23 protein-coding genes are annotated in these 26422 nt (G+C 70.4%); 5 read left to right on the top strand and 18 right to left on the bottom strand.

Annotation, left to right across the window (positions count from 1 at the left end; genetic code table 11):
* Nucleotides 1-14 precede the first annotated feature (14 nt).
* The 13 genes from ABZS77_RS23335 to ABZS77_RS23275 all read right to left on the bottom strand — a co-directional run bounded on the left by ABZS77_RS23335 (nt 15) and on the right by ABZS77_RS23275 (nt 16803).
* Nucleotides 15-812, bottom strand: a complete 798-nt coding sequence (locus ABZS77_RS23335) for a TIGR03084 family metal-binding protein (RefSeq protein ID WP_354826407.1) — start codon at nt 810-812, stop codon at nt 15-17.
* Nucleotides 813-831: 19 nt separating this feature from the next.
* Nucleotides 832-2505, bottom strand: a complete 1674-nt coding sequence (locus ABZS77_RS23330) for a GMC family oxidoreductase (RefSeq protein WP_354826404.1) — start codon at nt 2503-2505, stop codon at nt 832-834.
* Nucleotides 2502-3032, bottom strand: coding sequence for a DUF5987 family protein (locus tag ABZS77_RS23325; protein ID WP_354826581.1), 531 nt, complete (start codon nt 3030-3032; stop codon nt 2502-2504). Before ABZS77_RS23325 ends, ABZS77_RS23330 begins: the two co-directional genes overlap by 4 nt.
* Before the next feature lie 46 nt (nt 3033-3078).
* Entirely contained in the window at nt 3079-3525 is a 447-nt protein-coding gene (locus ABZS77_RS23320; protein WP_354826401.1) for an SCP2 sterol-binding domain-containing protein, read from the bottom strand.
* 193 nt (nt 3526-3718) lie between these two features.
* Nucleotides 3719-4513, bottom strand: coding sequence for a 4'-phosphopantetheinyl transferase superfamily protein (locus tag ABZS77_RS23315; RefSeq protein WP_354826399.1), 795 nt, complete (start codon nt 4511-4513; stop codon nt 3719-3721).
* A gap of 2 nt (nt 4514-4515) precedes the next feature.
* Nucleotides 4516-5565, bottom strand: a complete 1050-nt coding sequence (locus ABZS77_RS23310) for an enediyne biosynthesis protein (RefSeq protein WP_354826396.1) — start codon at nt 5563-5565, stop codon at nt 4516-4518.
* Entirely contained in the window at nt 5562-7523 is a 1962-nt protein-coding gene (locus tag ABZS77_RS23305; RefSeq protein WP_354826393.1) for a CRTAC1 family protein, read from the bottom strand. The genes ABZS77_RS23310 and ABZS77_RS23305 overlap by 4 nt, the downstream gene beginning before the upstream one ends.
* Nucleotides 7524-7767: 244 nt before the next feature.
* Nucleotides 7768-8295 carry a flavin reductase family protein gene (locus tag ABZS77_RS23300; RefSeq protein WP_354826578.1) on the bottom strand — a complete coding sequence of 176 codons (528 nt, stop codon included), beginning with the start codon at nt 8293-8295 and terminating at the stop codon, nt 7768-7770.
* A 46-nt stretch (nt 8296-8341) separates the two neighbouring features.
* Nucleotides 8342-8764 (bottom strand): acyl-CoA thioesterase, encoded by a 423-nt coding sequence (locus ABZS77_RS23295; protein ID WP_354826389.1) that lies wholly within the window; start codon nt 8762-8764, stop codon nt 8342-8344.
* Between the two features lie 3 nt (nt 8765-8767).
* Nucleotides 8768-14530 carry a type I polyketide synthase gene (locus ABZS77_RS23290; RefSeq protein WP_354826386.1) on the bottom strand — a complete coding sequence of 1921 codons (5763 nt, stop codon included), beginning with the start codon at nt 14528-14530 and terminating at the stop codon, nt 8768-8770.
* Nucleotides 14527-15519 (bottom strand): DUF1702 family protein, encoded by a 993-nt coding sequence (locus ABZS77_RS23285; RefSeq protein ID WP_354826384.1) that lies wholly within the window; start codon nt 15517-15519, stop codon nt 14527-14529. Before ABZS77_RS23285 ends, ABZS77_RS23290 begins: the two co-directional genes overlap by 4 nt.
* Nucleotides 15520-15775: 256 nt before the next feature.
* Entirely contained in the window at nt 15776-16318 is a 543-nt protein-coding gene (locus tag ABZS77_RS23280) for a copper resistance CopC family protein (RefSeq protein ID WP_354826381.1), read from the bottom strand.
* A gap of 5 nt (nt 16319-16323) precedes the next feature.
* Nucleotides 16324-16803, bottom strand: a complete 480-nt coding sequence (locus tag ABZS77_RS23275) for a hypothetical protein (protein ID WP_354826378.1) — start codon at nt 16801-16803, stop codon at nt 16324-16326.
* Nucleotides 16804-17224: 421 nt separating this feature from the next.
* Here ABZS77_RS23275 and ABZS77_RS23270 point away from each other — a divergent pair, with 421 nt between their 5' ends.
* Nucleotides 17225-18160: a hypothetical protein gene (locus tag ABZS77_RS23270; RefSeq protein WP_354826375.1), complete on the top strand. Its 936-nt coding sequence runs from the start codon at nt 17225-17227 to the stop codon at nt 18158-18160.
* Nucleotides 18161-18245: 85 nt separating this feature from the next.
* Here ABZS77_RS23270 and ABZS77_RS23265 read toward each other — a convergent pair whose 3' ends face one another.
* Nucleotides 18246-19103: a maleylpyruvate isomerase N-terminal domain-containing protein gene (locus ABZS77_RS23265; protein WP_354826372.1), complete on the bottom strand. Its 858-nt coding sequence runs from the start codon at nt 19101-19103 to the stop codon at nt 18246-18248.
* Between the two features lie 352 nt (nt 19104-19455).
* On the opposite strand from ABZS77_RS23265, the gene ABZS77_RS23260 reads away from it, so the two are divergent.
* Nucleotides 19456-20532, top strand: a complete 1077-nt coding sequence (locus tag ABZS77_RS23260; RefSeq protein WP_354826370.1) for a carboxymuconolactone decarboxylase family protein — start codon at nt 19456-19458, stop codon at nt 20530-20532.
* A gap of 161 nt (nt 20533-20693) precedes the next feature.
* Here ABZS77_RS23260 and ABZS77_RS23255 read toward each other — a convergent pair whose 3' ends face one another.
* The gene (locus ABZS77_RS23255; RefSeq protein WP_354826367.1) at nt 20694-20822 is read right to left on the bottom strand and encodes a hypothetical protein; all 129 of its coding nucleotides are present in this window, start codon (nt 20820-20822) and stop codon (nt 20694-20696) included.
* Between the two features lie 609 nt (nt 20823-21431).
* Here ABZS77_RS23255 and ABZS77_RS23250 point away from each other — a divergent pair.
* Nucleotides 21432-22160: a DUF899 family protein gene (locus tag ABZS77_RS23250; protein ID WP_354826364.1), complete on the top strand. Its 729-nt coding sequence runs from the start codon at nt 21432-21434 to the stop codon at nt 22158-22160.
* Here the strand turns inward: ABZS77_RS23250 and ABZS77_RS23245 are convergent.
* Nucleotides 22142-22948: an alpha/beta fold hydrolase gene (locus tag ABZS77_RS23245; protein WP_354826361.1), complete on the bottom strand. Its 807-nt coding sequence runs from the start codon at nt 22946-22948 to the stop codon at nt 22142-22144. The two genes, ABZS77_RS23250 and ABZS77_RS23245, sit on opposite strands and share 19 nt — an antisense overlap.
* Nucleotides 22949-23111: 163 nt before the next feature.
* Here ABZS77_RS23245 and ABZS77_RS23240 point away from each other — a divergent pair, with 163 nt between their 5' ends.
* Entirely contained in the window at nt 23112-24479 is a 1368-nt protein-coding gene (locus ABZS77_RS23240; protein ID WP_354826359.1) for an FAD-dependent monooxygenase, read from the top strand.
* A 15-nt stretch (nt 24480-24494) separates the two neighbouring features.
* On the top strand, nt 24495-25655 hold the full coding sequence (locus tag ABZS77_RS23235; protein ID WP_354826357.1) for an epoxide hydrolase family protein: 1161 nt from the start codon (nt 24495-24497) through the stop codon (nt 25653-25655).
* Between the two features lie 135 nt (nt 25656-25790).
* Here ABZS77_RS23235 and ABZS77_RS23230 read toward each other — a convergent pair whose 3' ends face one another.
* Nucleotides 25791-26216 carry an SgcJ/EcaC family oxidoreductase gene (locus tag ABZS77_RS23230; RefSeq protein ID WP_354826354.1) on the bottom strand — a complete coding sequence of 142 codons (426 nt, stop codon included), beginning with the start codon at nt 26214-26216 and terminating at the stop codon, nt 25791-25793.
* A gap of 59 nt (nt 26217-26275) precedes the next feature.
* Nucleotides 26276-26422 (bottom strand): DUF397 domain-containing protein (locus ABZS77_RS23225; protein ID WP_354826575.1); only part of this gene is annotated, 147 nt, incomplete at its 5' end.

Raw genomic sequence — 26422 nt, 5'->3', positions numbered from 1 at the left:
CCTCGGCGGGGCGCTCAGCGCTTGGCGAACTGCCCGGGTTGACGTCCGGCACCGGCCGGCCCGCGATAGGCCTGCGCGATGTCGAGCCAGCGGTCGGCGTGCTCGCCCTCGGCGGTCAACCTCAGGTCGGCGCGGTGCCGGCGGCGGCTGACCAGCAACGCGAAGTCCTCGGCCGGTCCGGTCACCCGCTGGGTCGCGTCGGCGGGCCCGAACTCCCAGACCACACCCGAGGGCCCGGTCAGCTCGACCCGGAACTCCTCGTCCGGCGGCGTCAGCCCGTGCGCGTGGTAACCGAAGTCGCGGGTACGGAAGCCGAACCAGGCCAGGTGGCCGATCCGGTCGGTCAGCTCACGGGTACGCCCGAGCGCGTCGGCGATGTCCTGCCCGTGGCCGAACAGCTCCATCATGCCGGCCGCGGCCAGCACCGACGGCGGCAACGGCGTGACCAGCCACGGGACGGTGCCCGCCGGATCGACGGCGGCCAGCGCCTTGGCCGCCGTGTTGCGCTCCTGCCGCCACCTGTCCACGAGCGCGTCGGTGGGCAGCTCCATGTACGCGGTCAGGGCGTTGTTCACCGCCGCCTGGAAGTCGCGCTTGGCGTCGGCCATGTGGTCGGCGAAGACGTCCGGCTGGGTCGCCGACAGGGCGGCCAGCTGGGACACGAAGGCCAGGTGCGCGATCTGGTGCTTGACCGTCCAGCCCGGCGCCGGCGTGTCCGTGGACCACTGGGCCGGGCTCAGCCCGGTCACCAGGGCCTCGACGTCGTCGCCGTCGGCGATCAGGTCATCGTAGACACTCGTCTGGTTCGACACGGATCCTCCTGATGATCGGCTATACCGAAGGGACTGTCATGGGCTGGCCGTCGCGGCCGGTGACCGCGACAGGTGTCCGGCGGCTGACCCGCTCACCCGGCGGCAGCGACCCGAGATACCTGACGTCGACGCCACGGGACTGGGCCGCCCGGACGATGTGCGGCACGGCGCGCTCGGCGATCGCGGCGATGGTGAACGCCGGATTGACGGTCAACGCCCCGGGCACGGCCGAGCCGTCGGTCACGAAGATCCCCGGGTGGTCGCGCAACTCGTTCGTATCGTCCAGGGCCGAGGTCTCCGGGTCGTCGCCCATCCGGCACGACGCCAGCGGATGCACGGTGTACGCCCCGATGACCTCGTTGGTCCACGGCATCACCCGGGCCAGACCGTCGCGTTCCAGGATGTCGCGGATGTCCGCGTCGGCCAGCGCCCACCCGTTGCGGGTGTTGGCCGTCGGCTCGTACCGCAGGTTGCCCCGGCTGAGCATCTGCATGGAGATGCGGTCGGCGTTGCCAGTCTCCGGAGGAGGGCCGAAGACGCCTTCGTTGTCGTCCTCGGACATGATGAAGATCGTCAGCCACGACTGCCAGCGCCGCAGAATCTCCTTCTTGTCCACCCCGAACCAGCTCGGCCCCTGCGCGTCGGGCGCCTGCGCGAGGATGGTGCCGAACCCCGGAGGGAAGTACAGCTGCTCCAGTGAGTAGCGACTGAACTCGGGCAGCGAACCGTCGAGGCGGTCCCAGCTGGCGGCGGACGGCCCGCGGCCGATCTGGTTGGCCGCGTACGCCAGGCCGTCGCCCCGATCCAGCCCCAGGACGTCACGGACCCGGTCCTCGTTGAGGATGGCCGTGTTGAGCCGTTCGCCGTTGCCGGAGAAGTAGCGCCCCACCGCGGGTGGCATCGCCCCGAGGGTCTCCTCGGACCGCTGCAGGATGACCGGTGTCGCCGCCGCGCCGGCCGCCACCACCACCAGCTTCGCCTCGATGACACCCTCGTCGACCTGCACCCGGTAGTCGACCGGGTCGACCACCGTGTAACGGACCAGGAAGTCGCCGTCGGCGGACCGCTCGATGCGCTGCACCTCGTGCAGGGGCCGGATCTGGGCGCCGTGGTCGACCGCCGCCGGCAGGTAGTTGAGCAGCAGCGACCGCTTGGCGTCGAACGTGCAACCGGACATCATCCAGTTGCAGTTGGTGCACAGGTCCGTGTCGATCGCCGCCGCGACCGGATTGGCCGTACGACCGGCGTGGTCACAGGCCGCGGCGAACACACCACCGGCGTACGTGACGTCGTCCCACTTGCTCTGCGTGATGGGCAGGGCCTGGGCCACCCGGTCGTACCAGGGTTCCAGGGTTTCCCGGGTGATGGACTTCGGCCACATCCGCCGGCCGAGGCTGCCCTCGCGTTCGAACACGAAGCGCGGGGCGCGGGGCATGGCCGCGAAGTAGACGACGCTGCCGCCGCCGACGCAGTTGCCGCCCAGCACGTTCATCCCCTCACCCATGGTGAACTCGAACACCCGGGTCGACGACGATCCGAACTTGAAGTCGTGCTCGAACTCGTCGGCGGTCAGCCACGGCCCGCGTTCCAGGACGACGACCGAGGCGCCGCCGGCCGCCAGGTGGTACGCGGGAATCGCGCCGCCGAAGCCGCTGCCGATGACCAGGACATCGGTCCGTTCGTGGGCTGTCACTGCGGATCTCCTCTCGGGGTCGTCCGTGGGTGGATCGCGGCAAGGGCGCGGCCGTAGGAAAATCGGGGGAAGCGCCACAAACCGTCCGGGTCGGGCGGCATGAACCCCATCGAGGTCAGGCCCGGATGACCGGCGGCCAGGGCGTCGGTCGTACTCATGTGGGCGCCGGTGTCCCAGGCCATGGCGCTGAACATCGCGAGCGCGACCCACAGCTCCTGCTCCGGGTGACCCGGCGCCAGCAGCTCCCGCGCCAGGGCGATGCGGTCGGCGAAGGTGAGCGCCACGAAGGGTGGCACGGCGGGATCCAGGTCGAGACCGGTCCGTTCGGCATAGTCGCGGGCGTGCTCGTTGAGCCCTTCGGCCAGGCTGTCCAGGGTGCCCGCCAGGCCGCCCTCCGGGGAGAGCATCAGATCCACGGCTCCGGAGGCGACAGCGCCGCCTCCGCTGGCGGCGCCGGCGACCGCGCGGTCTCCCGGACCACGCCGCTCGCCGGGAATGATGGTGTCGGCGTACGCCTCCAGGGTCATCACCTGGTCGGCTGTCAGGGCGTCGAAGTTGTCCACGTACCTTCCTTTACGGCCGCGGCGTGTCGAACAGGCTGGGGAAGCGCGTCGTGAGACCCAGGTCGCCGCGGGCCTTCATGCGGCCCCGCAGAAACAGGATCTTGGCGTTGGCGTTGCCGGTGACCATCCTCAGAAAGTCGACCGGACCGAGGGTCAGGGTCAGCCGGGCCGGGCGTGTGGGCTCCAGCGACGCCGTCAGCGTTCCCTGGGTGATGACCAGTTCAAGCGTGTCGGTGCCGCCGTCGGGCCGCCCGGTCACCTTCCAGTGCACGACCGCGTCGAGGTCGCCGGCCCGGTCGGCCAGGAAGACCGCGGGCAGGTCCTCGACGATGTCGTGCACGATCGACGCGCGGCGTGGTGACTGCATCAGGGCCAGCAGCTCGCCGGTGGAGGCGGCCTTGACCTGTCTGGCAAACGCGAGCCGGTCGTGCAGCGGGCTCGTGTCGACTGGGCTCATGCGTCGAATCTCCTGTCAGGGTGCGCCACGGGGTTGCACCGCCTGTCATCGGCGTCGATGGGACCGAGGCGGTTGCCCTCGACCATGGCACCGCCGGCCGCGCTCGGCCCTCTCGCACCGTGCCGTTCGCACGGACACGAGTGCCGGACGCCTGGGCGCCCGGCACTCGTGTCCCCTCGAACGGCGGACCGCCCTACCGCACGGCGATCCGTGAACGGTCGCGGACGAGTTCGGCCGCGGTGGCGAACGCGTCCGCCCCGTCCAGCTCCCAGACCCGTACGGGCCGCTTCGACAGCACCGTCACCGCACCGACGTATCCCGGTTCGGACCGCAGGTCCACGATCTGTGCCGTCTCGACAAGCTCCGGACGGTCGGTGAAGCCGGACAGCCGCACCCGCCCGTCCGACGTCCCCACCGTCACGTTCGACATCGGGATCCGCAGCCCGTCACCTGTCGCCTTGAGCACCGACTCCTTGCGGGTCCAGCAGTGGTAGAAGGCCCGGAGCCGGGCCGAGGGGTCCTCGACCGCGCTGAAGACCCGGCGCTCGGCCTCGCCGAACACGAATCCCAGCATGCTGTCCATGTCCACGTCGGGGTTCACCTGTTCCACGTCCACCCCGACCGGCCCGTGCTCGTACAGCGCGACCGTGACCCGGTCCCCGGAATGCGAGAGGGAGACGTGAGGTGTGCCGCCCACGACCTCGGGGCGGCCGTGCAGCCGTCCGCAGTCGGGGCACTCCCGCCGCAGCCTGACCTCGAAGGGATCACACCCGGCCCACCCGGCCACCGCGACCTTGACGAGCGCGGTGGCCGAGGTGAACCGTCGTCGTGCCACGACCGTGTGGAACGACTCGGCGCGGGCCCGTTCCGGTTCGCTGAGCAACTCCTCGCACCAGTCGGGGGCATCCGTCGGGTCGATGCTCCACACGCAACAGTCAGTGGTGCGGACCGCCGCGGCGGTGTCGCCGCCCGAGACACCGATGGCCAAGGTCAGCTCGCCGGTGCCGCCGCGGCGACCGCCGGCTGGCGGCGCTCCCGCAGCCACTTCAGCCACCACATGGCGCCCCGGCCGAGGCAGACGAGGGTCGTCGCGAAGAACAGCGTGTACACGATGTTGAACTGCATCAGCACGCCGTACACGACGCCCACGCTCATGCCGAACATGAACTGGTGGATCGGCTTGCTCGGGGTCGTACCGGGGTCGGTCACCATGTAGTTGGTGTAGAGCAGGAACGCCACACCGGTCATCGGCACCAGCGCGGCCCACAGGTTGACGTCCCAGACCCAGTGCCGCACGAGAGCCTGGATGACGAACGTGCCGACCCAGCCCAGGATCAGCGGCACCTTCTTGGTCAGGACGGCGTTCAGGACCGTACCGGCGGTCAGCAGGACGATCGGGATCATGATCCGGAACACGTCCGGCACGTGTTCGGTGAAGTGGTACGGCGGTGCGATGTTGACCCAGGAGAACAGGACGAGGCTCATCGTGATGCCGAAGTTCGACGGGTTCATGAAGTGCCGCATCCGCCCCTTGATCGGCGCGACGAGGACCGCCTTCTGGCCGACACCGATCACCACGGCGAGGGCGATCGGCCAGAACCGGTCGTTCGCGTACAGCAGCATGTTGACCGCGAGTGTGGTGATGTACGCCGGTAGGAGGAAGGTGAACAACCCCCATGCGCCGTGTCCGGCGAAGGCGGGTGTGCTCCGCGTGGCCCAGGCGGCGATCAGCGCGATCACGATCTCCAGGCCCAGACCGATGGCCAGGGCGAAGAACGGCCAGGCCCACGGCTGCTCGAACCCGAGGACCGTGTAGCCCAGGATATTGAAGATGCTCATCGAGATGGCGAAGTTCCGAAGCGCCAGGTAGCGCGGGTCCCGGCTGTCCACCCGTGGTGGCCGGCCTGCCTGCCTGTCCTCCGCGCGCCGCAGCGCCGGCGGCACCGGCACGTCCCTGGCCAGCGGCGGAAGGGTGATGGTGCTGGATAGGTGGCTCTTGCCGCGTCCGTCACCGGTCGAGACGCTGTCCGTCGCCGTCATTTCGCTGCTACCTCCTTGACCTGGTCGGTCAGCATCAGGTCGTGCCAGCCGGTGGCCAGGTCGACCTTCTGCACCCGGGCGTTCCCCTGCAGGTCCCGCCAACTGATCTCGGCCGACACGGGCTGCGAGCCCTGGTCGCCCAGACCGAAGAACACGTCGAAGCTCCGCTTGCCGGAGTGGCCGCCGCCGCCGTCGAGCTGGGCGACCTGCCGGCGACCGTCGGCCGTGGTGACCACGACCTTGGCGCCGTACGCCGGGGTGCCGACCGGTCCGGCCGCCGCGCCGGCCGTGGCCGGTCGGTGCAGGCGCAGGCCGACGAAGTCACCGCGGTTGGCACTGTCGTTGCGGTAGAAGGCCGGCGCGCCCCACTGGCGGGCGATCGCGAACTCCTGACCACCGTCGCCGTTGGTGTCGGCGACCGCCACACCGCGGGTCGGGATCGGCACGTCGAGGCCGAGTTTGGCGCTGATGTTGACGTAACGGTCGTCGCTCTCGCGTACCCAGAACGCCATGGGCTCGTGGCCGGCGATGTCGTCACCGGGCTCGGCCTTGGGCCACATGTCCGGGTTCTCCAGCAGCAGGTCGTTGCTCATGGCCAGTTCCTGTAGCCAGTTGAACCGGTTGATGGAGCCCTTGACGAACCCGCAGGCCTGTACGACGGCCAGGTGGCCGCTGTTGTCGAAGTCGGCCATCTTGGAGTCCCAGCCCCAACCGGTCCAGGCCATGTCGAGGTCGGCGGCCTTGTTGTGGAACGGCGCGATGCCCTTCTCCAGCTTGGCCTTGGCGCCGGCTTCGCTGCTCTCGGTGTTGATCCAGGTGAGGTTGCTCTCCTCCAGACCCCACGGAGTGGTGATGTTGCTGACGAACGCGTCGAACTGGCCGTTGCCGTTCAGGTCACCGAACTCGATGGACATGCCCTTGAACGAGTCGTGCCCGACGACCAGGGACTTGGGCGTGAGCGCGTCCCGGTCGCCCTCGACCAGCTCGAACTTGATGTCGCCCCGGCTCGACCGGTTGTGGAACATCCGGTCCTGACCGAAGTCGTTGGCCAGGTAGAGCTCGGGCAGCAGGTCACCGTCGAGGTCGGCCGAGCTGGCACCCAGCGTCCAGCCGGTGGCGAAGCGGGGGTTGATGGCCGGTTCCTCCTCGAAGGAGACCGACGTGGCGGTCGCCCCGGTCCAGCGCAGGATGTGCGCTCCACCGGCGTTGGTGGCCCGGGACATGGAGTGGTTCATCTGGACGTTGGGCTGCCCGTGGGGGTCCAGCACGCCGCTTTCCGGGAAGTAGTTGAACACCCCGAGGTCGGGGTGCCCGTCGCCGTCGAAGTCGGCGACCGCCACGGCGTTGGTGTTCCACTGCTTGCCCTGGTAGGTGCCGCCGGGGCCGGTGGACGGCGCGATCAGTTCGGCGGGCTGGTAGCTGGCCAGGGTCAGCGGGCCCGGCTGGCCCCGGTGCAGGAACACCACGGGGGTACGCCCCCAGTAGTAGACCAGCAGGTCGTTCCACCCGTCACCGTTGTAGTCGCCCGGGACGCAGCCCATCGGCGCGATGACGTCGTTCATCGGCAGGGGAGCCGGGTTCAGCACGAACGGTTGGTAGTTCTCGCCGCCGAGCGGCGCCGGGGTGACGATGGCCGCGTCGGATCGCGTGTCGACGAGGCACAGGTCGTTTGCCACACCGCGACCGTCCAGGTCGTTGATGGAGATGGCGGCGCCGACCGAGGAGATCCACGACCGGATGTGCTTGTACCTCGGATTGACCACCCGCACCGACTTCTGCGGGAGGTTCTCCGGCAGCGCGATCGGCATTTCCGTGAAACGGAACTGCGAGGCCAGTGCGGCCTCGTCGGCTGCGGAGATCGCGGGTCGCTGGGCCACCACGAACAGCGTGGTGCACAGGACGAGGACGAATAGTGCTGGGGCGAGTCTGCGGACCACCGCGACTGGGCTCGATCGCATTGGATCCTCTCATCTCGACGGAAAAGGCGTCAGCCGACGCCGGACGGCGGCAGCAGTTCCTGCCGAGGAAATCGTGGGTTCTGCGCCGCGTGGGGTCTTCTCGCGAAATGCGCAATGGGCTGGTGGCGAACGCGCCGAAGGCCCGGCGGGCCACCGAAATGGCCCCGCCGGGTCCGCGCGGTCCCGAATGGGACGGAAATTGTCCGAACAGATCGGCGGCGGTGGCCGCCGGGAACGAGCCGGCCTATGCGGCGCCGGTGGGCCCCGGCTGGGCCGGCACCGGCGCCGGATCGGTACGCAGGAACTGGCCGTTGAGGAACAGCAGTGCGTCGTCGCCGGGTCGGCGCCACAGTGACAGCACCCGACCGACGTAGATGGTGTGGTCGCCCGCCTCGTGGCGTTGCTCAAGCTCGCATTCGAGATGGGCCAGCGACCCGTCGATGAGCGGCGCGTCGCTGTACGTCCCCGGCGACCACGGGACCGCGTTGAACTGGTCCTGGCCGACCGGCCGCCGTTTGTCGGCGAAGTACCTGGCCAGCGCGGTCTGGTCGGCGGCCAGGATCGACACCGCGAAGGTCGGCCGCTGCTCCAGGATGTCGTGCATGAGCGCGTCGCGCCCGACGCAGACCAGGACCAGCGGCGGGTCCAGGGAGACCGCGGTGAAGGAGTTCGCCGTCATGCCGTGCGCGATCTCCCCGCCGACGGTCACCACCGTGACGCCGGTGGCGAAGGCGCCGAACACCCGGCGCAGTGACGCCTGCTCGTGGACCACGTCCTGAGTTGGCTGGAGCCTTTCCACATTCGCCTCCGGAAGCCGCCTAGGCATAGGGCTGCAGGGCCTTGGCCAGCGCCTCCGGCACGCGGGCCGGAGTCGTCCGGGTGTTGGGACCCCGCATACAGGCGACGCGTTGACTGCCGCGCGCGACAAGCGTCTCCCCACTGTCGTCCAACCGCACGTAGTCGAAGCCGAACTGCACCTGGGTCTGCGCCAACTCGGTCAGGCGCATCCGGATGGACAGGTCGTCAAAGGCGGTCAGCTCGGCGAAGAATTCGCAGTCCACCTTGAGCGTGAACAACTTCAGGTCCTGCTGGAGGTCCGCGAGAACCGCCGGCGCCCGATCCTTGAGGAACATCTCCCGGCACCGGCCCTGCCACCGCAGATAGTTGACGTAGTAGACGTTGCCGACCATGTTGGTTTCCTCGAACCCCACGGTGTGGCGGTACTCGTAGAATTTTGTCACTGCCTATTCACGCCCTCCGCTGAGAATGGCCACGGCGATCTTGTCCGGCGCGCCGGACACCCGGGTGACGAACGTGGCGACCTGCCGGTCACCGCATCCGAGCACGACCCATCCGATCGGTTCGGTCGAGATCAGGCGCCACTCGTCGGCGGCGGGCAGGCAGTCCAGGGCGACCTGGACCCGCGTCGCCGCGATGTCGAGTGATTCCTCGGCGGCCCGGGCGACCTGCTGTGCCAGCTCCATCCGCGTGCCGAGCCGGTCCGCCCACTCCTGCGGGGTCCGGCCGGTCACCGGGGTGACGGCGCAGCCGCTCTGGCCCGCTGCCGCGACGCACAGCGCGAGACCCGCAGCCGAACTGGCCGACACGTGCCGCTCACCGGTGACCCGGGGCTGGCCGTCCTTCGTGTAGCGGACCTTGGTCGGCGTACCCAGTGCCCGACCGACCGCGATGGTGGTCGTCGACTGGTCCGGACCCGCCGGCGCGGGTTCGACCGCGACCGCGACCGGCGAACCCAGCCCGTCCCGCATGCCCCGTTCCAGGTAGCAGCCGAGCAGGACCGGGTGCCAGGGGCCGGAGCCGTCCTGCCTGCGGACGGCCCGCAGCCGCAGGCCCTCCCACCGTTCGACCACGGTGCCGGCCGCGTCGCGCAGCGCGATGTCGTACACGTAGGTGTCGCCGTCGCGGGACCGTTCGGTGGCGCGGAACCGGAGGGAGTCGGCGTCGAACATGGCCGGGCCGGCCGGCACGATCCGTTCGATCCCCTGGGGCAGCAACGTCGCGTCGGGTACGCAGACCTGGTTGCCGTGCATCATCGCGTCCCGCACACCCGGATCGCCGAGCAGCAGGGTGGACGGCAGGTAGGCGGCGAACCAGTCGGTCGAGGCGTCCGCGGCCACCGTGGCGTCCACGTCGCGCGCGGCGGCCAGGTGGTACGTCCGCAGACGCTGGAACCGGCGTCCCTGGAACAGGACCGGGCCGTAGAGGTCGGTCGCCGGGTCGAGGGGCACCTCGGGCAGGCCGGGCTCGACGGGTTCGGGTGCCCCCGCCGCCGGCGGCGTCGGCGTGAAGCACAACCGGGCCCGGAAGTGGTCGGCGCTGAATCCGGTCTCCTCGCTGCGCAGCGCGACCTCGACGGTGTCCGGGCCGGTGACGACAGCCGCGATCCGGATCCGGGTGCTGCCGTGCGGCGGTACGACGATCGGTCGGAGGAACTCGGCGTTGTCGATGACCGGGGCGTTGACCGCTCCGGTGACCGCCGTCGCGACCTGTGCCATGGCCTCCATGCCGAAGACCGCCGGGAAGAGCTGGTTGCCGTCGAGCAGGTGATCGGCCAGGTACAGGTCGGTTCCCCCGCTCAGCTCCACCTCGCAGATCAGCTCCACCCCGTGGTAGCGCACCACCGGGCGTTCGACGAAGCGCAGCAGCGGCAGCTCCGGCTCGTCGTACCGCATGGTGTCGATGCCGTGGGTCCGGCCGCTGATCACCACGGTGCCCGGGCTGTCCGGGTCGGCCAGCAGCCGACGGAGCACGGCGATCCCCTGATCCGGTGGGATGGGGCTCACCCCGTCGCGGTCGAGCTTCTCGACCACGTCCAGCCGTTCGCCCATGCCGACGTCCGACCACACCGACCACTCGAGGCAGAGTGTGCGGCAGTGCGGGTTCTGCCGGCCGAACTCGGAGGTGGCGTCGTCCAGCCATTCGTTCGCCGTCGCGTAGTGCGCCTCGCCGGGCAGTCCGGCGCGGCCGATGATGCTGCCCAGGGTGACCAGCAGTCGTACCTGTCCCGGGTCGACGGCTGCCAGCACCGCACGTAGGCCGCCGACCTTCGGCGCGAGCGTACGGCCGATGGTGTCGGCCTCCAGGGTGAGCAGCGAGGCCGGTTCGTTGCGGCCGGCGCCGTGCAGCACCGCGGTGACCGGGCCGAGGGTCGCGGTCAGCGTGTCGACCGCCCGTCTGACCGACTCGGGGTCGGTGACGTCGGCCCGGGCGTACTCGACGGTGACCCCGGCCTGTGCCATCCGCTGGAGGTTCGCCGACAGTTCGGCGTCGTTCGCCGGGTCGGACCGTCCCAGCAGCGCGAGCTTGGCCCCGCTGTCCTGGGCCATGGCCAGGGCGCACTCGGCGGTGATGCCCTTGCCGCCTCCGGTGACCAGCAGGACGTCCTGCGCCGCGAGGGCCTGGACGGTCCGAGCCGGCTCGTAGGGCAGCACCCGCAGCGTCGGGGTGCGACGGGTGCCGTCCGCGTCGTAGAACACCTCGGCGAAGGACTCCGTCACCGCGGTCTCCGCCGTGACCCGCGCCACCGCCTCGTCGGCGTCGGCCAGGTGGACCACGGTGACCCGGGTCTGCGGCGACTCCAGGTGCAGTGTCTTGGCCAGACCGGCCGCGCCCCGGCCCTGCTGGACCAGGACGAAGCGGCGGTTCGACGAACCAGCCAGGACCACCTTGGCCCCCCGCAGGGCCAGTTCGAGGTCCTGCTCGACGCAGTCCGGCGGCAGGCAGACCAGCACGCCCGCACCCACCCCGGCGCGGGCCAGGGCGGCGCCCAGGTCCTGGGCGTACGGGTGACCGGCCGGCGCGAAGACCTGCCAGGCGGCGTCGGACTCCCGGGCGACCCGGGGCGGAACCGGAGCGACGTCCAGGTCCACCGACCACGGGCGGACCCAGCCCGCCGCGCCGGCGGGTGCCACCGGCACGGACGCCTCGACGGTTTCGGTGTTGCGCGCCAGCGCCTCGTAGGCGTCGGCGAGCTCCCGTACGGTCGAGGTGGCGAAGTTCGGCGGGGTCTGGCCCACCGGGATCTTGAGTTGGGTGGCGACCTGGTTGACGATCTGACCCACGGTGATGGAGCTCAGGTGCAGGTCGTCGAGCAGCCGGCTGTCCGGACGCACCAGGTCCAGGGGCAGCTCGGCCCGTTCGGCGGCGAGCCTGCGCAGCAGCTCCAGACTGGAGGTCGGGGCATCGTCGGCCACCGTCGCGCCGCCCGCCGCAGAGGTCGTCTGGGCCTGGGCCGACGGCGCCGGAACGGCCGGCTGGACCGGTAGGTCGATGTCGAGTGCCGGGACCGCCTCACACGGACTGGCGAAAAACGACTGCCTGGCTCCGATCTCCAACGGCTTGAGCAGCCGGCCGTGGAACAGGCTCGAGTCGACCTCGGCGGCGCCGACCACGAACGCCGCCCCGACCACCCGCAGCACGCCGGCCAGCGACTCGTCGTCGGTGTCCAGGGCAACGGCGCGCAGTTCCGCGGTTGCGGCGAGCCCGGTGAGCACCCGGCCGGGACCGACCTCGATCAACAGGTCGACCTCCTTGCCCACGAGTGCGAGGGCCTGCTGGAACAGCACCGGGTCGGTGATCTGGTCGCGCAGCAGCCCGGTGAGGTCCGCGTCGGCCGGCAACGGCTCGCCGGTCACGGAGGACATCACCCGACCGGTCAGCGGCGCCCAGGCCTGGCCGTCGAGGGCCGCCCCGAACACCCCGGCCGCCTTCGCGACGAGCGGCGAGTGGAACGCGTGCGACACGGGTAGCCGGCCGGCCACGTAGCCAGCTTCGCGGGCCCGGACACAGGCCGCCTCGACGGCGTCGACGCGTCCGGCGATGACCGTCTGCTGCGGGCTGTTGTAGGCGGCGATGACGACGTCCGAGCCGTGGATGATCTGCTCGACCTCCACCGCCGGTGCGCTGATCCTGGCCATCGTGCCGGTCACACCGTGCTCGCTCATGGCCCGACCGCGCTCCGCTGCGAGCCGCAGCAGCGCGTCCTCGTCCAGAGCCCCGGCCCAGTGCAGGGCGGTGAGTTCGCCGAGGCTGTGACCGAGGGACACCGAGGCGTTCAGGCCGAGCGAGGCCAGGACCCGCAGGCCGGCGAGCGACCCGGTGACGATCCGGGGTTGCGCCACCTCGGTCGCCACGGAGTCGCCGCCGGTCGGTAGGGCGGCCTTGGTGTACACCGCGTCCGCCTCGGTGAAGCGGCGTCGCAGCGCGCCGCCGCTGGTCCCCTGCCCGGATCCCTGGCCGGGGAACAGGAAGCCGACCTGGCCGCGCCTCGCGAAGTACCCGAGCAGGGTCCGCCCGTCCGCGCTGAAGCTCGTCGTCTCGCCGGCCTCGACCTTTTCCAGCAGGCTCCGCAGCCGCGCGGTGGCGTCCGCCGGCGAGCTGGCCACCACTGCCGCGCGGAAGGGCAGGTCACGTAGCCGCTGATGCAGGGTCGCGGCCAGGTCGCCGAGCTGGGCGTACGAGAGCACCGGCACGAAGTCGACGAGCTCCCGCAGCCGGTCCGACAGTTCGGTGGCCGAGGCCGCGTCGACCAGCAGCAGCTCGTGGTCCTGGATGGCGGTGGCCATCGCCCGGGTGCGGACGTCGAATCCGTTGCGCCGTCTGGTGTTCTCCAGCACGACGTGGGTGTTGATGCCACCGAAGCCCATCGCGGTCACGCCGGCGCGGACCGGACCGGTGGCCGGCCACGGCTCCGCCTGACGCAGCACCCGCAGCGTCGCGTCGGGGGCGGTCAGCAGGTCGTGGGGATCACTACAGCCCAGCGCCGGCGGCATGACCTGGTGGTGCACGGCCATCGCGGCCCGGATCAGGCCCGCCACGCCGGCGGCTGCCTTGGTGTGGCCGATCATCGCCTTGACCGAGCCGACCACTGCCGGCGTGCCGGTGGCGCCGGCGGCACGCCGGGCCTCGGACAAGGCGCGCAGCTCGGTCGCGTCGCCGACCGAGGTGCCGGTGCCGTGCCCCTCGAACATGCTCACCGTCTCGACGCCGAACCCGGCCCGCTCGTACGCCCGCCGCATCGCCAGCTGGTAGCCGCTGAACTCCGGCCGGGTCATGCCGCCCTTGCCGTCGGAGGACATGCCCCAGCCAGCGACGGTGGCGATCACCCGCTGGTTGCTGCGCAGGGCGTCCTCCTCGCGCATCAGAACGATCATGCCGCAGCCCTCACCGGGCCAGAACCCGTTCGCGCCCCGGTCGTAGACCTTCATCTCGCTGCGGGCCAGCGCCCCGGTCTTGGCGAAACCGATCATCTCGAACGGGTCGATCGACAGGTCGACCCCGCCGGCCACGGCCACGTCCACCACACCGTCGACCAGGTTGTTGCAGGCGGTGGCCACCGCCAGCAGGGACGACGAGCACGCGCCGTCGACGGTGAAGCCGCCACCGTTGAGGTCGAAGTAGTTGCAGATGCGCCCGGCGATCGTGTTCGACAGACCGCCGGCGAGGGTGTCCTCGTCCACCTCGGGGAAGGGCGCCTTGTAGACGCCCTCCAGCTTCGCGATGAACGCGCCGAGCCGGTTGTCGTCCCAGCCCTCGCGCCGTAGCGCGGCGGCGACCGTACGCCTGACGAACGGCCAGCGCAGCCGCATCTGGCTGGCGCGCGAGAACTCGCCGGTCAGGCTGTTGCCGACGATGACGGCCGTACGCTGGCGGGGGAGTCCCTCGCCGCCGGGGAAACCGGCGTCGGCCAGCGCCTGCGACGCGACGTCCAGGGCGAGCCAGTGGGTCAGGTCGGTCGACCGGTACGTGCTGCCCGCCACCTTGAAGGCCAGCCGGTCGAACTCGTAACCCTCGATGACCGCGGCCATGCGGGCGTAGAACCGGTCGGGTGCGTCCGGGTCGGCCGACCAGTAGTCGTCGAGGTTCATCCGCTCCGACGGCAGTTGGCGGAACGCGCGTCGCCCGGCGATCGCGTTCTCCCACAACTCCCGTGGGCTGTTGGCATCGGGGTAGCGGCAGGCCATGCCGACAATAGCGATCCGGGTCATTTTTGCTCCGTGGCGGTTAGTGCGTAGTGTCCGGAACGAGCAAAAGCATCCGAAATCCGTTGGCGCCAGACTTCGAACGCCGGTACCTGGTCGTCGCCCGGAAGGTCCACCATCGCCTCATCGGTGACCTTCTGCGCCAGCGCGACCGGCTGCCCGCACAGGATCCGGGTGGCCATCTCGTTGTGCGGGCAGACCAGGTTGGCTCGGGCACGAGCGCCGGCCGCGAAGGCGGCGCCCTGCGCCAGCTGCGGCCGGTAGTCCCTGGCGTGCTCCCACAGGGCGTTCAGTTCGGCCTCGGTGGCGCCGCCGGCGTAGGTGGCGGCGAGCCCGATCCCGCTGTAGAGGTCGGCCCACCGCCGACGGGGGTAGCGCTCGACCAGGCCGGTCACGACCTCGACGTCGGTGCCGCCGATGAACCAGAGAGCCCGACCGATGCCCTGGTCGGTGGCGCGCGTGGCGTAGTCCCGCGCGGTCCCGCCACGCCACGGGATCGAGCTGTCCTCGTACAGGTCGTAGACGTACCGCTCGGTGCGGAAGTACGCCTGGTGGAACCCGTAGCCGTCGAGCACCAGCCAGCGCAGCAGCGGATCGGGCGCGTGCAGCCTCGACCAGCAGAGCCGGGGCAGTCGCGCCATGGCCCACCCGACGCCGACGTACGCCATGTAGATGTGGTCGGCGCCGGCGCCGGCCAGATAGCGTTCGACATTGCGTCCGCCGGGGCGCATGCCGTCGCGGATCGCGAAAGCCATGGCGGCGCCCTCGTTGGCAAAACCGCGGAACCGTGTGGGTACGGCCGCCAACGGCGCCTCGGCGTCAGCCGGTGTCCGAGCCTGGGCTGCGATTCCGAAACCGTCAAGAAAAGTGCCACCGACGGTCTCCAGCAGCGTGCGCGCCTCGGGGCTCTTGACGTGGAATCCGCGGACATCCATCCTGGTGGCGGATCGGTTGGGCGTCATTATCTTGCGGCGAATCACTCGGAGAGCGTTCATCGGTGGGCTACTCCTGTGCCACTAGGCCGACATTGGGAAGCGTTGTACGCCTCGCCATCTCCCTGAGCCTGGCAAGGCATCGCTGAGGTGTCTTCTTTGGTGTTGCCGAGGGCCGGGCAGGTCGGACAGCCGAATCCTGCCGAAATCCGCGAATGCGAAACAGTCCGGACGCGGTATCGCGTCCGGACTATTTCCTGCGATGCGGCCGGTCGCCATCGGAGACGACGTGGGCCGGCTGGTGGATTCGACGCACGTCCTAGGACCGGCGGGGCTGGGGCCGGTGGATGAGCATGACCAGCAGCGCGATGACCGATCCCGCGGCCACGACGGTGAGCACGACGCTGAGCGGATCGCTACCGAAGTGGTCGTGGTCACCGGCGGCCGGTTGGGCGACATCGCCGGGCGCCGGGGCCGCGAGCGTCGAGGACACCCGGAAACGGTTGGTGCCGGTGAAGGTGCGGCCGTCGTCCAGGACCACGTGATAGGCCAGCACGTAGTCACCGTCGGCCCGGATGGTGACCAGCTTGTTGATCGCCGTGCCGGCAACCTCCGGCGCACCGGACGGCACCAGATGGCCGCTGCCGTCGGAGACCCCGATGTGGATCTGGGCGGGTCGCACCGCCTCGTCGAAGGTGAGCGACACCTGGTGGGGCGGTTCGCGCAGGGCCGCGCCGTCGGCCGGGTAGACCGGTCCGAGGTCGGCGCCCCGGCTCCCGGCGTACATCAGCACGCCGATCGCGACGACGATGACCGCTCCGGCCGCCGCTGCGATCCGCCCCCACCGGGTGGTGCTGTTCATCGCGGTCAGACCCGGACCAGCTCGCGGGCGCACGTGCAGGCGGTCAGCTCCCGCTCAGCATCCTTGGGGCGCAGGTGGAAGTACATGGCGACCACCATCGGGACGAAGACGACGGTGTTGTAGAACAGGTGCAGCTCCACGCGGGGGTAGAAGTACTGAAGGATGCTGGTCGGCACCGCGGCGCCGAACAGGAAGTGGTGCGTCTGCGCCTGGATCAGCAGCAGCAGGTGCTCGATGTGGTGCCAGAACTGGATGGCCAAGGCCACGGTCCACCACGTCCGGGCACGGCCGACGAACCCGTCGCGCAACGCGAACAGGCCGATCAGCATCACGATCGCGTAGCCGTAGTGCAGCAGCTCGGACGAGACCAGCCACGGGTAGAACTGGCCGAGAACGCCTCTCGCCTGCGGTCGCGGCTGGTTGAATGCCCAGATCTGCGCGGCCTGCACCAGGTGCTCGGCCCAGTGGGCCAACACAATGAACATGAAGACGCCGAGGGTCAGTCGATGACCTGCCCCGTTCATCCAACTGACAGAACGCTGGTTGTTTCTCGCTAGCGTGGCCACATGCCCCTCCGCACCATTTTGAAGGCACCCGACGGCGCCGACTCAACGATGGGATCGTACCGGGGACAACCCATCTCGTAAATTGCTCCGATGCGCACCGGAGCTGTCGTCACACTGTCTTTCGTGAATCTTCATAGCGGCCGCACGACAGCTTCTGCAAGCGTTTTGTGGCGTCCGTCGGCGCACTGCGCGCAAGATTCGACGGAGCGCCCGGCACTGTGACAAAACGGGTGATTATGCCCACGCGACGATGCGCTTTTATCACGTATTGCCGGCCTGCCCGGAGCAAACAGCAATCCGTGACAGCCCACTCGCCGGATCTACCCAGACAATGACGTCCATGACTCTGCATGATCACCGCCAGGCAATCACTGTGCCGCCGAGCAGCGGGCCCGAGCACCGGGGCCGGATCATCGTCGGCAGTGTCGTGGCCGGCGTGCTGCTGGCCATCCTCTGGTCGTTCGAGTTCGTCGACCACGTCATCGGCGACAACGTCGCCAACACCCTGCTCGGCCACGACGCCAAGGCCACCGCCATCGGCGGTACCGTGGCCGGTCTGGCGTTCGCGTTCGTCTCCGGGCTGGCCGGCACGTTCACCGCCTGCAACATCGCCATGGCGGCGTCCATCGGCCCGATGAGCCAGGCCAGTGCCCACTCTCCCACCCGCAGCGGCCTGCGCAGCATGCTCAAGCCGGTGGGATGGCTGACTCTCGGCATGGTGACGGTCTCCGGTGTCTACGGCTTCGTCGGAGTGCTCATCGGCGACCGGCTGCCGCAGCTGTCGACCGACACGGCCGGCGGCATACCCGTACGCCTCTGGCAGTCGATCGTGGTGTTCGGCCTGGTGGGCCTGGCCTTCGTCTACCTGGGGCTCGCCGCTCTCGGGGTCCTGCCCGACCCGTTCGCCCGACGCCCGGTCGCCCGCGTGGTCACCCTCGGCGGGCTCGTCGGCGCCTTCCTCATCGGACGCCCGTACCCGTTGTTCAACAAGCTGTTCCACTGGGCCGTGGACAGTGGCAACCCGCTGTACGGCGCCGGGGCGTTCATCCTCCAGTCCCTCGGCAACATCGTCATCGTGACCGCCCTGTTCAGCCTGATCGTGCTGCTCAGTCGGGGACGTGCCATCGCCTGGCTCTCCAGCGACCCGGCGCGCACCGTCGCGGTGACCGGCGCCCTGCTGATCGCCCTGGGCGTCTTCACTGTCGTCTACTGGGATGTCCGGCTGCCCGCCATGTTCGGGCACGGATGGTTCCCCACGATGCCGTACAACAACTGACGAGGCGACCGGGCCGGCGGGGGAGGACAGCCACCGCCGGCCCGACCGCCTCCTCGCCGTACGCCGGTCCCGCCGCGCCGGCCGGTCACGAGTTCGGCATGTGGACGACCCGGAGGTAGCCGGGCAGCAGCCACGGTCGGGGCCCACCGATGACCACGTCGCGGCGCAGCACCGCCGAGACCATGCTGATGCGCCCGAACAGCATGAGGTTGAACCGCGCCGGACGGTAGGTGATGCGCGCGTCAGGCGGGGTGCCGGGCGGAGCGATGCTCAGCCGGCCGTCCTTCAGGACGGTCGTGGTCTCCGCGGTGTACGCCGACCGGTACGCCACCGCGACCGGACGAGCGGGCTGGCGGGCGCCGGTGTCGATGAGGACGCCGTGGTCGTGCCGCACCATGTCGAGGAAGAACAGCTCGAAGAACAGCGCGGCCTCGGCCTCCGGCATCGTCCACGGTCGGCCCGTCGCCTGGGCGATGTCCCAGCCGTGGACGAGGAGCTCGTTCGTCAGGTGGGCGAACAGGCCCGCGACGGTGACCGACGCCCCGCCGAGCCAACGCACGACGCTGCCCGGATCGGCGTGCGCGCTGGCGCGGAGCAGGTGGTCGAGGGTGTCCGACAGTTCCCGGCACAGCACGTCGGCGTCCCGCTCGGCCAGGTGCCGCATGACGAGCACGTTGAGGGACGACACCGTGTCCACTGTCGTCCGTTCCAGAGCGCTGGCGAGCCCGGGCACCGGCGGTGGCTCGACATCGGGGTCGACCAGCGAGACGTAGAGCACCACGATGGACAGTACGTGCATCGTGGTGTCCGACACTGTCCAGTCCTTGGTGACCATGGTGCTCGTCGGCGTCGGGCACGACTTGACGAGCGCGATGAAGCGCTGGGCGGCCTGATGCGCGGCGGCTCGGGCGTCGGGCCATCGATCGTGGGCGTTCTTCGTCACGGCACCACTGTCACATCGGACCGGACGGCAAAGGATCCTCCAGCGTGCGCAGTTCCGGCATCTGTGTATCGAGACGACACGGACCCCTTGGGCGTGTCCGACCCCCCGTCCGGCAACGCGCGAGGTGGACGCACCGGCGGTCGATGCGAGGCTGACCCCATGACCGAGTTCGACGCCGGGACCGCACGACAATCGCGGGTACCGGCCGTCGCGGTCCGCATCACCGCCGGCAGGGGCGTACCAGCGGTGGCCTGAGCGAGCGCCGCCGCTGTGCCGGACGAGCCGGTGTGGCGGCGGTGCTTTCCACCGGCACCGACCCTCAACCATCGCCTGACGCAGAGACGGGATCGGCATGACCACACTGTTCGCGCGCGCGACGCGCCGCGCTGGCCGTTCGCATTTCCGGTACGTGCGTCCGGTGCCGTTCGCCGCGGCCACCGGTCTCGTGGGCACCGTGTACCGGCGGATCGAGGCGGAGTTCGGCATGCTCGCCCCGCCTCTCGCCCTGCACTCTCCCGCGCCCTCGGTGCTGGCGGCCAGCTGGTCGATCCTGCGTGAGGTGCTCGTGGTGCCCGGGCTGGTTCCCCGCGCGGAGAAGGAAGCCGTCGCGGCGGCCGTCTCGCTCGCGAACAACTGCCCGTACTGCGCCGAGGTGCACAGCACCACGCTGCGCGGGTTGGTCCGTGGGAAGGACCCCGAGGCCATCGCCGCGGGCCGCATCGGGCAGGTGGCCGACGACCGGTTGCGGACGCTAGCCGGCTGGGCGCTCACGTCCGCCGAGGCTCCCGGCCCGGCCCCCTTCCCGCGGGCCCAGGCGCCGGAGCTGGTCGGCACGGTCCTGACCTTCCAGTACATCAACCGCATGGTGAACGTCTTCCTCCACGAGTCGCCGCTGCCACCGGTGCAGGGCATCGCACGCGACGTGGTGCGGCGGGGCGCGGCCCGGGTGATGCGGCGGTTGGCCTCCTCCGCGCCCCTACCCGGGCTCGACACCGACGACCTCCTGCCCGCCGCGCGGTTGCCCGACGACCTGCGCTGGGCGGCGAGCAGTCCCAGCATCGCCAACGCCCTGGCCCGCGCGGCCAGCGCCATCGACGAGGGTGGCGAGCGGCGGCTCACGACCGCGGCGCGCGACCTGGTCCGCGACGCCCTGCGCGACCCTGGTCCCGACGCGGGAACGGCGCCGTGGCTTCAGGTGCGTCTCGACACCCTGCCGGCCCGGGACCGCCCGGCGACCCGCCTCGCTCTGCTCACCGCCGTCTCGTCGTTCCGCATCACCGACCCCGTCGTGGCCGGCGTACGGGCGACCGGCGCGGACGACGCGGCCCTTGTCGAGATCACGGCGTGGGCGAGCCTGACCGCCGCCCGGCACATCGCGGCCCGTCAGGACATGGGGAACGACGCCCACAGCGGGAACACCGTCGGGTGACGTCGTCGGGTGCGTGACCGTGCCGCCCGATGGACCGGGCGGCGCGATCACGCGTCAGAGGCACGGTGTACGCGCCCGGACGTCGATGACTTTCCGGTGCGGGGGAACGTCGCCTTCCGCCGCTTGACGCAGGCCGGAGACGAACGTGAATGCCAGACCGGCTAGCGCGACACCGCCGGCGGTGGTGTTGGCGTCGCGGGGCCGAGCGCAGTGTTGGCGACATTGTCGCCGATGGCGTGGTCGACCAGCGCGCACGACCACAGAATGGCCATGAGCACGCCGGCGATCACGCTGCCGATGACAATTCGGCCTCTGCGCGCCGACACCTCGGTCGGCGGCGAGAGATCTTTTGCTTGCGGTCATCGACAGTCATGCGCATGATTGTATGGGGTTCCGGCCCCCGGCTGTTCGAAATTGCCCTCCTCATTTCGGGTGCCGTCGCAGAGCCGCGCCGATGCTCGGGGGAGCACTTTGGAAGGTTCACCGGTTGTCCCCCGGCTCATCGTGGATGCGGTGCCACCAGGTGCATTCCACAATTGTTACGGAGGGGCTTGTGGCCACGATCTCGGTATACGGCCGCGCTCGGTCGGCTGGATCAACGGCGCCGGGCATCGTCCTGTTCTCGGCCTGTTCAGGGCCGTCGTCCCGGCGTACTGGTCCGGACATCTGGCGCGGGCTTTCCAGATCTGGGGACTGGGCGAGCGGCGGCCCCAGGCGTGTCGAGTGCTCGGTCAGTTACACCCGTCGCCGGTCTCCTCCGAGACCCCGCACTACGGCTATGCGGGTGTGATGCTGATCGGCCTCTTCGCTCCGCGCAACGGGGGCGCCGGGCGATGAGGCGGGCGGCTCCCGAGATTCACCACTGCCGATGAAGCTCACCGACCGATGAGGAGATGTTCATGTTCCTGCCGCCGATGGTCTCGCGTGATCAGTGGCTGACGGCCCGAAGGGAGCTCCTGGCGCTGGAGGAGCAGCTCCCCGAGCAGCACGCCGACCTGGCGGTGGCCCGGCGTCGCCTGCCCATGGTGCGGATCGAGAAGCCCTACACGTTCGAGGGCCCGCGCGGCCGGGTGAGCCTGCCGGAGCTGTTCGAGGGCTGCCGGCAGTTGATCGTCTTCCACTTCATGTTCGATCCGACCTGGGACACCGCCTGCCCGACCTGCGCGGCCTTCGCGGACCGGCTCGGTCCCGGGCTGCACGCGGCGCTACGGGCCCGGGACACCGCCTTCGTCGCCGTGTCCCTGGCACCGTCGGCCCGCCTGGAGGCCGTCAAGGCCGGCCGCTGGTGGGACTTCCCCTGGTACTCGTCGTTCGGCAGTGACTTCAACTACGACTTCCACGTCACGCTCGACGAGCGTGTCGCCCCGGTGATGGACAACTTCGTTCCCAAGGCCGAGATCCTCGCGGCCGGCACACCGAACGACCTGGTCGTCAGCGACATTCCCGTCGAGGTCGCCGGCCTGAGCTGTTTCATCCAGCACGACGGGAGTGTGTTCCACACCTACTCGGTCTACGACCCCGGTTTCCAGGAGGCCTGCCAGGCCGACAGCCTGCTCAAGCTGACAGTTCTGGGCGGCCAGGCGCTGCCGGTGCCGGCCGGTCGCGTCCGTCAGGCGATCGAGGACTGATTCGTCGCGACACGCTCGGCGACGATCTCCGCCAGCTCGGGTGTGACCGTTCCCACCGGCTGCGGTGGCAGTTCCCGGACCAGGAAGGTGTGCTCGTCGCGGCCGGGCACCGTGACTTGCGAGGGAGAGTCGGACAACACCGTCACCGCCGCCTGACCGGCCGTGTGCCGGATCTGCCGGTCGTTGCGGCCCGCCAGCAGGAACGCCAGCCACGCGCGGTACCACACGATCAGGTCCGAGAAGGCTCCCGCGGAGCTGCTGACGCCGCGGCTGGCGGCCAGTGCGGTCACTTCGTCGAGCAGGATCTGCGCCATCGCCGCGACGACCAGCTCGGGGTCGTCGTTCAGGTCGGGCGCCGGACGGGCGGCCGGCCCGAACTTGGCGAGGAACTCGTCGAACTTCACAGTCACGTGCTCGTTGCCGGGCCACGTCGGGTTCACCAGGACCGCGGTGACCGGACGCTCGTGCGCCAGCAGGTCCGCGACGTGCAGGGCCAGCGGCGCGGCACTGCAGTGCCCGACGACGATGGCCCGGCCGTGCTGCGCGCCGGCCTCCTGGAACTCGTCCGCGCACGCCCCCGCGAGCTCGGGTAGCGGCACGTACCGACGCTCGCCGGACAGCACGCCGATGGGGTCGATCTGGAACACGGGCCGGCCCTGGATGCGCTCGCTGAGCATGTCGCTCAGGCGCGGTGACATCGACATCGCCTGGAAGTCAGCGACCAGGATCGGATCGGTGTCGCCGGAGCTCAGCCGCCGGAGGATCCGCGCGTCGCCTGAATGCGTCATGTCAGCAATCCTGTCCGGCGCCGCCCGGTGAGACCTCTCCGTGCTTGCGGCCGGCCAAGTTTCCGCAGCACAGCGGAAGGTGTCCGGCCGGGCGTGCTCGCCGATGCTGGCGGTGGCCCCGGCTCTGTCGGAGGTCACGGTCCGCAGAGGAGGAAAGATCGCGATGCCTGAGCAGCTCGTACCCCGCGCTGTGGTGCTCGGCGGTAGCCTGGCCGGCCTGCTTGCCGCCGACGTCCTCGCCGAGGTCTACCCCGAGGTCCTGGTGGTGGACCGCGATGAGCTGGCGGGAGTGACGGGTCCCCGGCGCGGCGTGCCGCACGGCCGCCATGCCCACGGCCTGGTCGCCCGCGGCCAGCAGATTCTGGAGAAACAGTTCCCCGGCCTCCTGACGGACCTGCAGGCCGCCGGTATCCGCCCGGGCGATTTCAGCGGCGACATCCGCTGGTACTTCAACGGCATGCTGCTGCGCCCGGCCCGGACCGGCCTGCTCTCGGTGCCCTGCACCCGGCCGGTCATCGAGCGGATCGTCCGCAGCAGAGTGCAGAAGGTCGGCCACATCCGGTTCGTCGAGCAGCACGACATCGTCGGGTTGGAGACCACTGCCGACAAGGGACGGGTCACCGGCGTCCGCGTGCAGCGGCGCGACGGGAGTGCGGGCGTCGAGGTCCTGTCCGCCGACCTGGTGGTCGACACGACCGGCCGGGGTTCGCGGACGCCGGCCTGGCTGGAGGAGCTCGGCTACGACCGGCCGGCCGAGGACAAGGTGAAGGTCGACCTCGCCTACACCACCCGCCACTTCCGGGTGTCGAAGGATCCCTTCGGCAGCGACATCGCCATCATCGCGGCGGCGACCCCGTCGCATCCGCGCGGTGCGCTCTACTACCGGCAGCCCGGGGACGACGGCCTGGTCGAGCTGTCCCTCACCGGTGTGCTCGGCGACTATCCGCCGACCGACCACGAGGGCTTCCTCGAGTTCGTCCGCTCCGTGCCGGTGCCGGAGATCTACGAGTCCGTCCGCGCCGCCGAGCCGGTCGACGACGCGGTGATGTTCCGCTTCCCGGCCAGCGTCCGACGCCGTTACGAGCAGCTGTCCCGCTTCCCGGAGGGCCTGCTGGTCATGGGTGACGCGGTGTGCAGTTTCAACCCCGTGTACGCGCAGGGCATGGCCGTCGCCGCCATCGAGTCCCAGATCCTCGCCGCTCAGCTCCGGCAGTCCAGGGTGCCGCGGCCGCAGGAGTTCTTCCAGAAGATCGCCCGGGAGATCGACTCGCCGTGGGACTTCGCGGCGGTCGCGGACCTCGGCTACGCGGGGGTCGAGGGTCCCCGAACCGCCAAGGTACGCATGATCAACGCCTACATCGCCCGGCTCCAGCGGGCAGCGGTCCACGACGCGAGCCTCACCAACGCCTTCATGCGGGTCGCGGGCCTCATCGACGAACCGGCGGCTCTGCTCCGTCCCGGCCGGGTGTTCCGGACGTTCCGGCGCTCCGGACGACCGGCACCCGCCCCGCTCGTAGCGACCCGAGACTGACCCGGAGGTATCGACATGCGCCCGTTCCGCATCGAGTTCCCACAGTCCGCTCTGGACGACCTCAAACGCAGGATCGACGACACCCGGTGGCCCGACGAGATGCCCGGCGTCGGCTGGGACCGCGGAGTGCCCCTGGGATACCTCAAGGAGCTGGCCAGCTACTGGCGGACCGAATTCGACTGGCGGGCGGTCGAGGCCCGGCTCAACGAGTTCCCGCAGTACCTGACCGAGATCGACGGCACCAGCGTCCACTTCATGCACATCAGATCGCCCGAGGCCGGCGCGCTGCCGCTGATCCTGACGCACGGCTGGCCGGGCACCGTGGCCGAGTTCCTGGACGTGATCGGGCCACTGACCGATCCCGCCGCGCACGGCGGCGACCCGGCCGACGCCTTCCACCTGGTCATCCCCTCGATCCCTGGCTTCGCGTTCTCCGGTCCGACCGGCCAGGTCGGCTGGGACACCGACCGGGTGGCTCGGGCCTGGATGGAGCTGATGCACCGCCTCGGCTACGACCGTTACGCCGTCCAGGGCGGTGACTGGGGCTCGCCGATCTCGCTGCGACTGGGCCTGGCCGACCCCGCCCACGTCGCCGGCGTCCACATCAACATGTGCGTGACGTTCCCCCCGCCCGATCCGGCGGCGATGGCCGACCTGGACGCGGCGGACCTGGCGCGGCTGGACTTCACCGCCCGGTTCGCGCAGGACGGGATGGGGTGGCAGAAGATCCAGTCCACGCGCCCGCAGACGCTGTCCTACGCCCTGACCGACTCGCCCGTGGGCCAGCTCGCGTGGATCGCCGAGAAGTACAAGGAATGGACCGACTCGGACAAGGTGCCCGAGGACGCCGTGAGCCGCGATCACCTGCTGACCGCGGTCACGATCTACTGGCTCACGGCGACGGCGGGATCCAGCGCCCAGCTGTACTACGAGTCCACCCACCTGGACGAGGACTTCGTCCGGACCTGGGCGGGGCCGTGGCCCCTGACGATGCCTGTCGGAGTCGCGTCCTTCCCCAAGGACGCGGTACGACCGGTGCGCCGCTTCGCCGAGGGGATCCTTCCGACCCTCAGCCACTGGACGGAGTTCGACCGCGGTGGTCACTTCCCGGCCCTCGAGCAGCCGGGGCTGCTGGTCGAGGACATCCGTACGTTCGCCCGCTCGCTCCCGCGCTGATCTCGACGACAACACCGGGCCACCAGCACCGCGCGACTCCGCGCGGTGCTGGTGGCCCGATGGCCTGCGGTAGAGACGCGAAAGGCGACCGACGCCGCGGTGAGCGTCGGTCGCCCGTGGAGCCGGTGGAGCGGCTCAATCGCGCGGGCAGTTCTGGTAGACGGCGAGCTGCCACCGGCCCTCGCGGTTGACCAGGATCCAGGAGGCCCTGATGGCGCTCGCGTCCGCCAGCTCGGTCGCTCCGGCGGCAAGCACACCGCCGGTGGTCAGCAGCGCCACGGCGCCGTCGGCCAGCGGCTTGATGTCGATCGGGGTGCCCGTGACCCGCGTCCCCTGGTACGGCCCGGCGAACGCGGCGGTCATGAACGCGCGGATCGCCTCCCGGCCCTTCTGGTAGACGCCCGGCAGGATCATCGTCCCGTCCGGCGTGAAGAGGTCGGCGAAGGCCTCGGCGTCGTGCGCGGCCCAGGCCTTGACCATGCGGGCGGGAACGGCGGCGATCTCCGCCTGCTCGCTGCTGGAGACGGCCGGTGCGGCGGCTGCGGGGGTGTTCGGCGGCATGCTGCTCTCGCTTTCGTCGGAATCGATGGGACTGCTGCTCATCGGCTCAGTTCCGGGGATCACCGGATCGACGCGAACGGCCCGGCGTCGTCGCTTCCCACGGCTCTCGGGGGGAAGAGCAGCACCGGACCCCGCCGGTCCTTCGAGTCGCGGACGGGTACCACACCTGAGAGATTGGTGGCGACCTCGACGCAGTTGCCGCCGTT

Source organism: Micromonospora sp. NPDC005298, assembly GCF_040607375.1.
Classification (GTDB): Bacteria; Actinomycetota; Actinomycetes; order Mycobacteriales; family Micromonosporaceae; genus Micromonospora.
This window is presented reverse-complemented; position numbering and strand designations above follow the sequence as displayed.